This is a genomic window from Paenibacillus silagei (assembly GCF_017874735.1).
In the GTDB taxonomy this organism is placed as follows: Bacteria; Bacillota; Bacilli; order Paenibacillales; family Paenibacillaceae; genus Paenibacillus_AQ; species Paenibacillus_AQ silagei.
The window spans coordinates 140,440-152,534 of the sequence record NZ_JAGGLV010000008.1 but is presented as its reverse complement, the minus strand read 5'-3'; the positions used below and the strand labels follow the sequence as shown (position 1 = coordinate 152,534).

Genomic DNA, 12,095 nt, shown 5'->3' with positions numbered 1-12,095 from the left:
AAGGCCCCTCTCCCCTGATTCCCGCTAATCCAATAGTTCCTGACTAGTATCACTTACACATTCTAGAAGCGGATGATTCAAAAATCAAGGAATAACACGGCATTGAAATATTGCCGGGCCATCGCCTGAAAATAACAGGTCTGCACCGAAATCGCAGCGATCAGCAGCATATTCTGCACCGCATCCCGCTGCCCTCTGCTCAGGTGGCTGAGCCGCTTCATCATTTTGTCCATGGCCGACTTGATTGCGCTGTCCGATTTCCACAGGTATTCCTTGGGATTTCCGGTCAGAGCCTGCCCCTCAGCCGGCATCGGGGAACGGGTCTTGATCTCCTCGAACAGCTCAGCATACCCGTGATACAGCTGTGCCGGCTCTACCAGATCATCGTCATCGCGATCAGGCGCCAGGAACAGCATACGAAAGAGCTGCCTGATGCTCTCGAAATCAAGCGCCGCCTTCAGATCATCTATTATAAATAGAATGGCCGCCTGATTAATGGAGTACTTCTTCCCTTCACGCGGGGACCCGAGATATTCCTTGAAATCGCGCTTCACCCAATTCTGCATAGCAGAGACGGATAAAGTGGAATACTCAATCAGACCGCCAAGCGAAGCAATTTCACCCAGGGACAGCCCTTTGACGCCGCCGCCTTTGATCAGCTTTTGCAGAATCGGGGGGATATCCGTAGACAGAAAAGCGGGCAGGCTTGTCCCCTCCCGCACCTCGTCGCGGTGGAACTTGGTCCAGGCTTCCTGCAGAATATGGAGCGGCTTCCGCTCCGAGTTGGGCCCTAGAGACAGTAATAGTCCGGACATCTCTATCCGGCTAAGTGTAAAAGCTTCCATAGCTGGCAACCCTCCACCATTTGATATTTCACTGAAAAGTTCGTACAATAGGTTCATAAGAACTCATAATATGAGTATAACCTATTTTAGGGACGAAAGGGATGGTAAAGATTATATGGGTATAGGACTTAGTTTGACGCTCGTGGCAATTTTGATTATTTTAACCGCATTTTTTGTAGCGACGGAGTTTGCAGTAGTGAGATTACGGGGCAGCCAGGTCAGCCAAATGGTGCTGGACGGCAAGAAGAACGCACTGGCAGTACAGCGGGTAGCCGCTAACCTGGACGGATATCTGTCCGCCTGTCAGCTCGGTATCACGATTACTGCACTCGGGATCGGGGCATTGGCAGAGCCTGCCTTTGAGCAGCTGCTCATTCCACTGTTTGATCTGGCTGGTGTGAGTCACAACGTTAGTAAGCCCATTGCTTTTGCTTTGGCCTTCATTATCGCCACCTTCCTCCACGTCGTGGTCGGAGAGCTTGCACCGAAGACCGCCGCTATTAATATTCCGGAGAAAATTGGTCAGATTACCGCACCGCTGATTATTTGGTTCTACAGAATATTGTACCCTTTGATTTGGTTCATGAACGGTTCCGCCAACCTGCTCGTCCGTATGTTCGGCATGAAGCCTGCCAGTGAACACGGCGACGCGCACAGTGAAGACGAGATTCGCCTGATCTTGTCCGAGAGCTATGAGAGCGGCAAAATCAACAAAGCGGAATATGGTTATGTTAACCGGATTTTCACCTTTGATGAGATGCTCGCCAAGGAAATTATGGTTCCCCGGACAGATATGGTATGCCTGTTCACCGATCATTCGCTGCAGGAGAATTTTGAAATTATCCGCAAGGAGCAGTATACCCGCTTCCCTGTAGCTGACGGCAGCAAAGACAATATCATTGGCATGATTAATACCAAACAGCTCTACCTGCAATACGACAATAATCCTGATTTCGATTTCAAAAGCCTGATCCTGCCTCTGGTGACAGTATCGGAGGTTACGCCAGTAAAGACCCTCCTGACCCGTATGCAGAAGGAGCGCGTGCATATCGCTCTGCTGCTGGATGAATACGGCGGCACCTCCGGTCTGATTACGATTGAGGATATTCTGGAGGAGATCGTCGGTGAGATCCGCGATGAGTTCGACGAGGATGAGCGCAGAAATGTGGAGAAGCTGAGCGACACTCATTATCTGTTCGACGGCAATGTCTCCCTGCTGGAGGTCAAGGATCTTACCGGACTTGATTTCCATGATGAAGAAGTCACCACAATCGGCGGATGGCTGTACAGCCATATGGAAGAGCCGGCTGTCGGCAAAAGCCTCACCTACGAGCATGTCACCCTGACGGTCCGCGAGATGAACCGCCACCGTATCCGCAAGGTGGAGATCCTGATCGATCTTCCGGTCACCGAAGAATCAGATGCACACCACGAGTAAGTCTTATAGATATGCTGCAACAAGTAAGGCGCTCCCCTTGAGTTACTGGGGAGCGCCTTTGCTCTTGTACTTGAATGCAATCGGCTGGCACAGCGGCATATGGACACAATGTATGTGAAAAACAACATACATTCGGCTACCACGCAGACGTATGGACTCAATGTATGTGAAAAACAACATACATTCGGCTACCCGCAGGCGTATGGGCCCAATGTATGTGAAAAACAACATACATTGGGCTACCACGCAGGTAATCCTATGGATCCGTTAGGATGACTTTGTTCTATATGATGGGGTGAGCTCTGAAAGTTTGTTGGTTTATTACACTCGCTAATGTACGAATCCAAGCAGCTAAATAGTTAATGCGATTAACTATATACTTTACCCATATAATATTCGTCCACCCATTGTCCATCCACCAGCAGCGATTTTGGCTTCAAGCCCTCGACTTCAAAGCCCTGCCTCTTATACAGCGCAACCGCCTGTTCATTATGCTGCATCACCGTAAGCTCCAGACGTACCAGGCCGCAATCCCTGGCCCACTGGTCCATTTCTTTGAACAATGCGCTCCCGATGCCCCTGCCCTGGTACTGCTTCAGGATGCCGGTAACAATATAAGCACTGTGTCTATTGCGGCTGAAGCTCCCTCCTTCGACTGACAGGTATCCTGCAAGCTCACCGTCTGCTTCAGCTCCCAGAATAAGCGAGTTCTCTGCTTGGTGTAAGCCTCTAATCATCTCTTCCACCTGGGAAATGCCGCTCTTTCTCTCGCCCGGGGCCAGCAGCATAAAGGAGGTTTCCCGGTCTAGACGATGTTGGAGGTTCAACAGCGCCGCTGCATCCCCCGGGAGCAATTCCCTTAGTGTTACGTTCATTTCCTTCCTCCTGCAGTAAAGAGCGAATATTATCCTTGTATAATTAACGTGATTAACAAATATAATTAACCCGATTAACTAAGTGACGGAGCGGCAGATCATTAACACGTTTCCGTCCGGGTCCTTGAAGTTAAACCAGTGGTCATTCTCAATATCGGTAAGGATCTCAGCTCCGCTGGCTTTGACGTAATCATAAGCGGCATCAATATCGTCGGTAAGCAGATGGAAGGACGGCACCTTCAGCACGGCTTCGGCTGTGAATATTTTGCTGTCCAGTACAATCCCCGGCCCCTGCATCGGCACCTCATACAGATGCCCGAATAATACTTCGCCTTCAAGCGGCAGTCCGAGCAGACTGCAATACCAGTTCTTGGACCTTTCGATATCACTAACCGGGATGAAGACAGCACCAATCTGATTGCGTATCGGACTTGTCACAGCAGTATAGCCTCCTCATAGAGTGCAAGTTATTGAATCCTACAGCCTTTAATGATTTCGATAAAATATGTCAATTTCCTGCCTGTTTAGGGATGAGAATATAAGTTATGCTATAATCTTGTCAGATCCTATCCCTATTGTCAGGAGAATGAACTTGGCTAACCTTTTCTTTGGGCATTTGAAGCTAACGCCGCCCAAAATACTATCCCTCGGCTTCGTGATCCTGATCGCTGCCGGAACCCTACTGTTATCGCTGCCCGCTGCTTCTACGGGCGCAAGAATCTCATTCATTGATGCGCTGTTCATGGCAACCTCGGCGACCTGCGTAACCGGCCTTGCCGTTGTCGACACGGGGACACAGCTATCGACCTTCGGACAGATCGTACTGCTGGTGCTGTTCCAGTTCGGCGGTCTCGGCTTCGTTACGATGGCGACGCTGATCACTCTGGTCCTGAACAAACGGATCTCATTGAAGGAACGCCTCTTGCTGCAGGAATCCATGAACCAGAATTCCATGCAGGGGATCGTGAAGCTGATCCGCCGGGTTCTGATCTACTCCCTGGTCATTCAATTGACTGGTGCCATTCTGCTGGCTGCCAGATTTGTAGTAGATATGCCGATAGGCAAGGCAGCCTATTATGGATTATTCCATAGCATCTCGATCTTCAACAATGCGGGCTTTGACTTGTTCGGCGATATTCACGGACCATTCAGCGGCTTAACCCGGTATGTAGAAGATCCCGTCGTGAATATTACCTCCATGCTGCTGATCTTCCTGGGCGGAATCGGCTTCATCGTCTTATCTGATGTGATCGATTATCGGAGGCGCAAGCGGCTGATGCTGCACTCGAAGGTCGTGCTGGCGACTTCAGCCGTGCTGATTCTTGTCGGAGCCATTGTCTTCTTCTGGCTGGAGCTGAACGCTACACTGAAGCCGCTGCATGCCGGAGGCAAGATTTTGGCCTCCTTCCTGCAAGCTATTACACCCCGTTCCGGCGGGGTAACCACCATTGAGATTCCGCTGCTGCGGGAATCCACCCAATTCCTGATGATTCTGCTGATGTTCATCGGGGCGGCTCCCGGCTCTACGGGCGGCGGAATCAAGATTACCACCTTTGCCATTCTGGCCAGTACCGCCTACGCCAAGCTGCGGGGCAAAGAGGATATCGTCATGTTCCGCCACCGGATCTCGAAGGAGAATGTCTACAGAGCCATAACCATGACATTACTGTCACTAATGCTGGTGGTCATCTCCACCATGCTGCTGTCCGTAACGGAGAGCGCCGATTTCCTGAGCGTCTTGTTCGAGGCGGTGTCCGCCTTCGGTACCTCAGGCATCACCATGGGACTTACCACAGAGCTGACCACGATCGGCAAGGTGCTGGTGATCATTCTTATGTTCGTCGGCCGGACCGGACCGCTTACCCTGGCCTATGCCCTCAAGCCTAAGAACAGCAAGGAGTTATACCGTTACCCGGAAGGCAATATCACCATCGGTTAAGGGTCGGCGACTATCAAGAACAAAATCACACTTACGGGTGAATGAGATTACCTGCGCGCCAGCAAATGTATGCTGTTTTCCGCATACATTCGAGCAACACGCCTGCACGCCACTTATACGTAACAGAAGAAAATCATAATCTCCTCTACAATTAAAAATGCGACCCTGCTCGTCCAAGGCAATCAGACGGGACGGGGTCGCATTGTTATATCCGAAAAGAAGCTTAAGCTTCCTCTTCCGGGATCTCCTGGGCATCCAGCGCTGCATCCAGCAGCTGATTGTACAGATCATCGTCATTCTCCAGCAGCGCATCGACTTCCAGGAACTGCTCCTCACTCCCCGGCTCCCCGGCGAAGCTTAGGCTGTAATCCCATTCGGTTCCACGGGAACTGTAGAAAGTAATCTCATAAGGGGAACGGTGATTCTCTAATGTAAATACCGTTCTCCCCACAAAACTTCTATCCTCTACGCGTTTCATTTCTGCTTTGGTGATTTCCAGGTTCATCCTCTTTCCTTCCTTTCATCTGATCATACCCACAATATCCAGTATAACATTGATATGTCAGCATTTCTCTTTCCTTTTGCGCTGTAATTGACTTTTTTCATCCGGCGGTTAATAATTTAGTACAATGCTTATACAGAGCTAAAAATTATGGTAATGGAGGAAATGTCAATGACTGAAACAGAGCTTCAGGACAAGCTAAGTAAATACGCTGATTTAGCAGTACAAATCGGTGTGAATGTTCAGCCGGGACAAATCCTGGTTGTGAACGCTCCGATCACTGCGGCTGAGTTCGTCCGCCTGATTACGGCCAAGGCTTATGCCATTGGCGCCAGCCAGGTGAAGGTGAACTGGAGTGACGAGTTCATTACCCGCCAGCAGTTCGAGCATGCCGCACCCGAAGTATTCACCAAGGCCCCAACCTGGTTTGCCGGTGAAATGACCGAGCTTGCAGAGAACGGTGCCGCCTTCCTGTCGGTCATTGCCGAGAACCCGGATGCCCTCAAAGGCATTGATCCTGAGCGGATTGCGAGCTTCCAGAAGACACGGGGCGCAGCGCTTACGAAATACCGTGAATTGCAGATGTCCGACAAAGTCAGCTGGAGCATTGTAGCGATCCCGTCCCAGCCTTGGGCAGACAAGGTGTTCCCTGACGTTCCTGCTGACCAACGTGTAGACAAGCTGTGGGAGGCTATCTTCCATACCGTCCGTCTGGACCGTGAGGACCCTGTTGCCGCCTGGCAGGAGCATCTGGACACGCTGGAGTCGAAGGCCAATGTTCTTAACGCGAAGAAGTACGCGAGTCTGCACTACATAGCACCCGGAACTGACCTTAGCATTGAGCTGCCTGAAGGCCATTTATGGGCGCAAGGGGACAGCATCAATGCCAAAGGTCATTCTTTTGTCGCCAACATGCCAACGGAAGAAGTGTTCACAGCTCCGCTGAAAACAGGCGTGAACGGTACGGTCCGCAGCACGAAGCCGCTCAGCTACGGCGGGAATGTAATTGACGGCTTCTCGATCACTTTTGAACAGGGCCGGATTACCAATGTGAGCGCTGAGCAGGGCCAGGAAGCCCTCGAATATCTGATCAGCCTGGATGAAGGCGCCAAGTATCTGGGGGAAGTTGCACTTGTGCCGCATCAGTCGCCGATCTCGGAATCAGGGATTCTCTACTTCAATACCTTGTTCGACGAGAATGCCTCCAACCATCTGGCTATTGGCACTGCCTATGCCTTCTGTCTGGAAGGCGGCAAAGAAATGAACCAGGATGAACTGACCGCCCGCGGCCTCAATAACAGTGTGACTCACGTTGACTTCATGATCGGCTCGGCCGAGATGGATATCTACGGAATTACCGCTGACGGTACGCGTGAGCCGGTCTTCCAGAAGGGCAACTGGGCCTTCTAACCCCCTTTATAAGCTATTGCATTTCATTAGATAATGAATGGAGCTGAAGCTATTGCTGGATTTCAACCAAAAGCTGGAGAATTACGCACTGCTCGCTGTAAAGATCGGCGTTAATATTCAACCCGGCCAGACCCTTGTCGTGAATGCGGATATCGTATCGGCTGCACTGGTCCGCCTGATTGTACGCCAGGCCTATGAAGCAGGTGCGAAGCTCGTCAAGGTTAACTATTCCGATGAATTCGTCACCCGTACCCGTTATGATCTCGCACCGTCCGAGAGCTTCCTGGAGCCGCCGAAGTGGCAGGCTGATGAGCTGGAGGATCTGGCACGGGGCGGAGCGGCATTCCTGACAGTCATCTCCGCGAATCCGGACTTGCTGAACGGAGTAGATGCAAGCCGCATTGCGGACCATCAGAAGACCGCCGGTCAAGCTATGGCTCCTTACCGCGAGATGCTGATGGCTAACCAGGTCAGCTGGACCGGCCTCGCCTTCCCATCCGCCTCTTGGGCCGCGAAGGTGTTCCCGGACGCTGCACCTGAGCAGCAGATTGAACTGCTCTGGGACGCCATCTTCAAGGCCGTGCGCGCAGACCAGGAGAATCCGGTGCAGGCCTGGAGTGTCCATCTGGCCGGCTTGAAGCAGCGCTGTGAGCTGCTGAACGCGAAGAAATACCGCAAGCTGCACTACACGGCTCCGGGCACCGATCTGACGATCGAATTGCCTGAAGGACATATCTGGTGTCAGGCGGGTGCGGTGAACAGCCGCGGAATGTCCTTCCTGGCGAACATTCCGACCGAGGAAGTTTTCACCGCTCCGCTGAAGACGGGTGCGAACGGCACGGTCCGCAGCACGAAGCCGCTCAGCTATGGGGGCAACATCATCGACCGCTTCAGTCTGACCCTGGAGAATGGTAAAGTTACAGACTTTACCGCTGAAGTGGGCCAGGAAGCCCTCGCTTCCCTGCTGGCCATGGATGAAGGTGCCGCCTACTTCGGCGAAGTGGCGCTTGTGCCTTTCCACTCCCCGATCTCGGAGAGCGGCATCCTCTATTACACTACCCTGTATGACGAGAATGCTTCCTGCCATCTGGCACTTGGCGCTTCCTACGCCTTCACCCTGCAGGACGGCATTAATATGAGCAAGGAACAGCTTGTAGACAAGGGCATGAACCAAAGTCTCACTCATGTAGACTTCATGATGGGCTCCCCGGAGATGAATATCGACGGAATTGCCGATGACGGCTCCACCGACCCGATCTTCCGTAATGGAGATTGGGCCTAAGCTTAATATTTATACTATGAATGAGACCCCGCTAATCCCTCTTGAGGAATATGGCGGGGTCTTTGTGTTGAACTGAGGTAAAAGCAACCCAAACAGCCCAAATGTGAACATTCAGTCAAAGAATTTTCACAATATTGTTGAAATTAGTTCACAAATATGTCACAATACAATTATAGATAGTGTTTACAGTTCCAAAAGAGGAATGTTTTAGTCCATGAATAATCTAAGGAGGGAATTCAGATGAAAGAAACTTTCACTCATGACAACACGGATTCTATGGAAACAGAACGTCTGGAAGTCCAGGCTCCCAAAGACTTAAGTATCGTTGCCTCCGACGCCATCAAGTACACCGCCTACATCATGCTGCTGTTCGGATTCCTGTACTTCCTGGTTGCCTACCTTGGCCCCATGCTGTAAGGCTGCTTCAATATACACAAGATACGCAGTACAATCACATATTCGTAAGCGCTTACGGCCAGTCTCCTGCGGGAATGAGATTAGCCGTTTTTATTTGTATCCCATGTCAAAACGCCAAAAACGGCAGCCCTCTTCATATGAAGGACTACCGTTCTTTGTCTACTTCCAGCCCAGCGCCTTGTTGATCCAGGCAACCGCCTCCGGTGCCCACGCCGCTTCCATACGTGAACGCAACCAGGCTATCGCCTCTTCTCTCGATCCCTCAAAGGGCAGAATGCCCGCTTCATGCATCCAGTGCCCCGAGGTTTCAAAAGAGGTGCTGTTCCAGCCATTCGGCTCTCCGTCCGCATTCACCCGTTGCTTCACGCCGGAGATTACGATATCCAGAGACCCTTGCAGCTCCGTTACTGCATTGTCAAAAGCCGTTTTCTTCTCCTTGGCCTTCATATCCGCCATAGAGCGCAGCTGGCGTGTCTCTATTCCCTCATTCGCCCGGATAATCTCCAGCAGAGTCAGTGCTTCTCTCGTGGCCAGGCCGCTCTGATACCGCTCTTCCAGAGACTTCCGAGGCCCGGACGCTGCCAAGTAAGCCGGAAGCCACTCGCGGGATACGAGCACGGCTTTTTTCTTGATGAATTTTCCGTAGCCGGCTAAGCCTTCTCCGGGAAATCTGACCCGCCAGCGCCAGGGGTCCAGCTCTGTATCCGTATGCCAATTCTCCGCCAGCGTCAGCCCGTTCACAGACGGATGCTCCGGGATCAGGGGTGCCAGCGGCACAATCCCCAGTCGGGCGACTACCTCAGCCATCTCTTCAAAGGTGGTTACATTCTCTTGCTTACCTGCTTCGCCCACGTCATTCAGCCTCCTAAATCAATCTGGCTTGTACACCAAATTAAGCTTATCACTATAAATGAGCAAATTCACTTCCTGCATATGCTCATTAGGAGATTTTGTTTAAAAATATACCATTTTCATTACAGCCAATCTGAAAATGCTCATCCTGTAAAATCCAGGCATCTGATTTCTCGACAAAGAAATGAAAGCCTCCGATAGATTGAACCACTGCCGGATCAATCGGTGTAGCACTTGCATTGATGCCAATTGTAAAAGCATCTGAGCCTCCACCCGCATATTTTGCATAAATCCTTACATGTTGGGCCTCTGCCAAACCCCATTCATCCTTAAAAGAATCAATCGCTTGTTCAGATACCTCAAATGATATCATTTCTTCTCTCCTTCCTTTCCTGCAGGTTAATCACATTTTTTAACTTCCCCCCGATAGTTAGCCATTCGAAAACTGGCCCCGCATCCACATGAGGCTTTGGCATTAGGGTTATTCATGGTGAATCCGCCTATCATTCCGCTTTGTTCATAGTCAATTTCGAGACCATCGATATATGGAATACTCTTCGTGTGAACTAATAGACGAAATTTATCTTTATTGAACACCACATCCTCCTCTGTTTGCTGCTCATCCAAGACAAGGGTATAAGACAATCCTCTGCATCCCCCTTCTTCAACACCTACTCTAAGAAAAGAGTGCCTTGTCTCAGCGGTTAATAAGATTTCGGCGATTTTCTCTGCTGCGATCTCACTGACATCAATGTTCATTTTCATTCCTCCTATACAAGCTTAATTTAGTTTTGGGTCCCCCAGTCCATTAGACAAGGTATGAACGTAGCGAGAGCTACTCCTTTTGGTGTAAGTTCATACATGGTTCGTGTAGGACGCTGGGGACTGGTTCTCTTGACCAGATTATGATGTTGAAGCTCCTTTAAACGCTGGGAAAGGATTCTTTGCGTAATGGAAGGAATACTCCGGGTCATTTCGCTAAACTTCTTCGGACCGTAAGAAAGAGTGAATAAGATATGGATCGTCCATTTAGACCCGATGATGTCATAGGCTATAAGAAGCTTCTCCCTATCCTCATTGGACAATGACCGGTACACCCTCTTTCTTAGGATCAGCATTCTTGATGGATTGCGGTGAGATCCGGGTGCTGGCAATGATACTTATGACGATCAACAAGAGATGGAAGCCCATGGCTACAATTAAGCTGGTTTGCAGTGACATTCCAGCAGCCTGACACACGACAAGGATGGAACCCCCAATCCCGATCACTACACCGGGTGTAAAAGAATCCGCAAATTGCAGATTTGCCGAGGTTTGGCCCGCGCCGCCTTCCCCTGTTTGGGAAAAGGCTACAACACCGCTAACCGGATGCGCCAATCCAATGCCGACCCCGGCGATGATCTGACCCATAACTGCAACGGCAATAGAAACAACCGGTATCCAAAAGACGATGGCAATCCCTATAGCAAGCAGAAATACCCCCAGAATAATTCTCATATGACGTCCACGGCCCTGATCTGCCGCATCCCAACGTCCTTGCACATACGCAATGATACACCAGCTTAGTGCAGCACTCGCTACGATTAAACCCGCCTGAGAAGGTGTAATTCCTTTCACATCAATTAGAGCCAATACCAGGAAATTCTGTGTGCTGGCATAGGCAGCGAAGAACAGCCCGCGTGTTGCGAGAATCGCCGGCATCCCTCTTCGCAGCGTAAGCGTTCCCTTCGGCAGCAATCGACGGAGCGGTAATATCATACCGACGAGACCAATCAGGGCGAAGACAAATCCCATCATACTCGGAAGCATACTTAGACCAATCAGGAAAAGGCCTGTACCCATCGTTAAGAGTAACGTCATCCAAGTAGATGAAGATCCGCTGTCCCCTCCCGTCTGCTTCACTTTCAATTTCCTGAAAGCAGGTAAACTAAGCACTGCTGAAACAACTAGAACAGGTAAGATCCCCCAGAAAACAAACCGCCAGGACCACTGATCTGCTATAAGGCCTGCTACATATGGACCGAGCATGGACGGAAGAACATAGGCTGTACCAAAGGCTCCAAGTATTTTGGCACGTAACTCATCCGGGTAACTTAAGGAAATGGCCGTATACACACAAGTCATCATAGCTCCGGCACCCAAACCTTGCAGGGCCCGTGATCCAATCATGATATACATATCGCCTGCTGTTGCAGCAGCGACCAGTCCTGCGATAAACAACAGCAGCGCATAAGTGAAGGGTGCAGCAGGGCCTCTTTTATCTATGATCCGACCGACGACCAGCGTTCCGATAATCTGTGCAAGCAGATACGTACTGAATATCCACCCGAACAGGCTAAGACCGTTCAAGTCTCCAGCAATCGAGGGAGCAATGGTGGTTACGGACAGACCTTCGAATCCAACGGCCATCACTGACAGGATAATTCCTATGGATAGTGCAAAGTAACGCGGACTGAAAATACTTTGATGATTAGACGACATGAATGGTGACCTCCAAGAAAGTTTGGTATGTATACATCGTATCCGGATACTTAG

14 protein-coding genes are annotated in these 12,095 nt (G+C 50.6%); 5 read left to right on the top strand and 9 right to left on the bottom strand.

All coding sequences use genetic code 11. The annotated features are described in order from the left end of the window. Nucleotides 1–77 precede the first annotated feature (77 nt). The gene (locus J2Z70_RS14125; protein WP_209873909.1) at nt 78–845 is read right to left on the bottom strand and encodes a DUF1836 domain-containing protein; all 768 of its coding nucleotides are present in this window, start codon (nt 843–845) and stop codon (nt 78–80) included. A gap of 115 nt (nt 846–960) precedes the next feature. On the opposite strand from J2Z70_RS14125, the gene J2Z70_RS14120 reads away from it, so the two are divergent. After that, entirely contained in the window at nt 961–2,283 is a 1,323-nt protein-coding gene (locus J2Z70_RS14120; RefSeq protein ID WP_036726611.1) for a hemolysin family protein, read from the top strand. Nucleotides 2,284–2,651: 368 nt separating this feature from the next. Here the strand turns inward: J2Z70_RS14120 and J2Z70_RS14115 are convergent, their stop codons facing one another. Together J2Z70_RS14115 and J2Z70_RS14110 are read right to left on the bottom strand one after the other, a co-directional pair. Continuing rightward, complete coding sequence (locus tag J2Z70_RS14115; RefSeq protein ID WP_209873906.1) at nt 2,652–3,158, bottom strand: GNAT family N-acetyltransferase; 507 nt, start codon at nt 3,156–3,158, stop codon at nt 2,652–2,654. A 78-nt stretch (nt 3,159–3,236) separates the two neighbouring features. Beyond that, a complete protein-coding gene (locus J2Z70_RS14110; RefSeq protein ID WP_209873903.1) occupies nt 3,237–3,596 on the bottom strand; it encodes a VOC family protein in 360 nt (119 codons plus the stop codon). A 148-nt stretch (nt 3,597–3,744) separates the two neighbouring features. On the opposite strand from J2Z70_RS14110, the gene J2Z70_RS14105 reads away from it, so the two are divergent. Continuing rightward, nucleotides 3,745–5,097: a TrkH family potassium uptake protein gene (locus tag J2Z70_RS14105; protein ID WP_209873900.1), complete on the top strand. Its 1,353-nt coding sequence runs from the start codon at nt 3,745–3,747 to the stop codon at nt 5,095–5,097. Between the two features lie 223 nt (nt 5,098–5,320). Here the strand turns inward: J2Z70_RS14105 and J2Z70_RS14100 are convergent, their stop codons facing one another. Next, nucleotides 5,321–5,602, bottom strand: coding sequence for a hypothetical protein (locus J2Z70_RS14100; RefSeq protein ID WP_209873897.1), 282 nt, complete (start codon nt 5,600–5,602; stop codon nt 5,321–5,323). A 162-nt stretch (nt 5,603–5,764) separates the two neighbouring features. Here J2Z70_RS14100 and J2Z70_RS14095 point away from each other — a divergent pair, with 162 nt between their 5' ends. From J2Z70_RS14095 to J2Z70_RS14085, 3 genes are all read left to right on the top strand, one after another. Further along, complete coding sequence (locus tag J2Z70_RS14095; protein ID WP_209873893.1) at nt 5,765–7,009, top strand: aminopeptidase; 1,245 nt, start codon at nt 5,765–5,767, stop codon at nt 7,007–7,009. A gap of 52 nt (nt 7,010–7,061) precedes the next feature. Next, nucleotides 7,062–8,291 (top strand): aminopeptidase, encoded by a 1,230-nt coding sequence (locus J2Z70_RS14090; protein WP_209873890.1) that lies wholly within the window; start codon nt 7,062–7,064, stop codon nt 8,289–8,291. Nucleotides 8,292–8,531: 240 nt separating this feature from the next. Next, nucleotides 8,532–8,708 carry a hypothetical protein gene (locus J2Z70_RS14085; protein WP_155991496.1) on the top strand — a complete coding sequence of 59 codons (177 nt, stop codon included), beginning with the start codon at nt 8,532–8,534 and terminating at the stop codon, nt 8,706–8,708. 159 nt (nt 8,709–8,867) lie between these two features. Here the strand turns inward: J2Z70_RS14085 and J2Z70_RS14080 are convergent, their stop codons facing one another. From J2Z70_RS14080 to J2Z70_RS14060, 5 genes are all read right to left on the bottom strand, one after another. Further along, the gene (locus tag J2Z70_RS14080; protein WP_235191919.1) at nt 8,868–9,560 is read right to left on the bottom strand and encodes an AlkZ-related protein; all 693 of its coding nucleotides are present in this window, start codon (nt 9,558–9,560) and stop codon (nt 8,868–8,870) included. 88 nt (nt 9,561–9,648) lie between these two features. Beyond that, on the bottom strand, nt 9,649–9,933 hold the full coding sequence (locus J2Z70_RS14075; RefSeq protein WP_143803904.1) for a hypothetical protein: 285 nt from the start codon (nt 9,931–9,933) through the stop codon (nt 9,649–9,651). A gap of 26 nt (nt 9,934–9,959) precedes the next feature. Beyond that, on the bottom strand, nt 9,960–10,319 hold the full coding sequence (locus J2Z70_RS14070) for a HesB/IscA family protein (RefSeq protein WP_209873887.1): 360 nt from the start codon (nt 10,317–10,319) through the stop codon (nt 9,960–9,962). Nucleotides 10,320–10,345: 26 nt separating this feature from the next. Further along, nucleotides 10,346–10,678, bottom strand: coding sequence for a winged helix-turn-helix transcriptional regulator (locus J2Z70_RS33995; RefSeq protein WP_081751207.1), 333 nt, complete (start codon nt 10,676–10,678; stop codon nt 10,346–10,348). Then, on the bottom strand, nt 10,635–12,041 hold the full coding sequence (locus J2Z70_RS14060) for an MFS transporter (protein ID WP_209873884.1): 1,407 nt from the start codon (nt 12,039–12,041) through the stop codon (nt 10,635–10,637). Before J2Z70_RS14060 ends, J2Z70_RS33995 begins: the two co-directional genes overlap by 44 nt. Nucleotides 12,042–12,095 lie beyond the last annotated feature (54 nt).

Coding starts and splice junctions, on each gene's coding strand:
- J2Z70_RS14125 (WP_209873909.1), bottom strand. CDS start 845: ATGGAAGCTTTTACACTTAGCCGGATAGAGATGTCCGGACTATTACTG.
- J2Z70_RS14120 (WP_036726611.1), top strand. CDS start 961: ATGGGTATAGGACTTAGTTTGACGCTCGTGGCAATTTTGATTATTTTA.
- J2Z70_RS14115 (WP_209873906.1), bottom strand. CDS start 3,158: ATGAACGTAACACTAAGGGAATTGCTCCCGGGGGATGCAGCGGCGCTG.
- J2Z70_RS14105 (WP_209873900.1), top strand. CDS start 3,745: ATGAACTTGGCTAACCTTTTCTTTGGGCATTTGAAGCTAACGCCGCCC.
- J2Z70_RS14100 (WP_209873897.1), bottom strand. CDS start 5,602: ATGAACCTGGAAATCACCAAAGCAGAAATGAAACGCGTAGAGGATAGA.
- J2Z70_RS14095 (WP_209873893.1), top strand. CDS start 5,765: ATGTCAATGACTGAAACAGAGCTTCAGGACAAGCTAAGTAAATACGCT.
- J2Z70_RS14085 (WP_155991496.1), top strand. CDS start 8,532: ATGAAAGAAACTTTCACTCATGACAACACGGATTCTATGGAAACAGAA.
- J2Z70_RS14075 (WP_143803904.1), bottom strand. CDS start 9,933: ATGATATCATTTGAGGTATCTGAACAAGCGATTGATTCTTTTAAGGAT.
- J2Z70_RS14070 (WP_209873887.1), bottom strand. CDS start 10,319: ATGAACATTGATGTCAGTGAGATCGCAGCAGAGAAAATCGCCGAAATC.
- J2Z70_RS33995 (WP_081751207.1), bottom strand. CDS start 10,678: ATGCTGATCCTAAGAAAGAGGGTGTACCGGTCATTGTCCAATGAGGAT.
- J2Z70_RS14060 (WP_209873884.1), bottom strand. CDS start 12,041: ATGTCGTCTAATCATCAAAGTATTTTCAGTCCGCGTTACTTTGCACTA.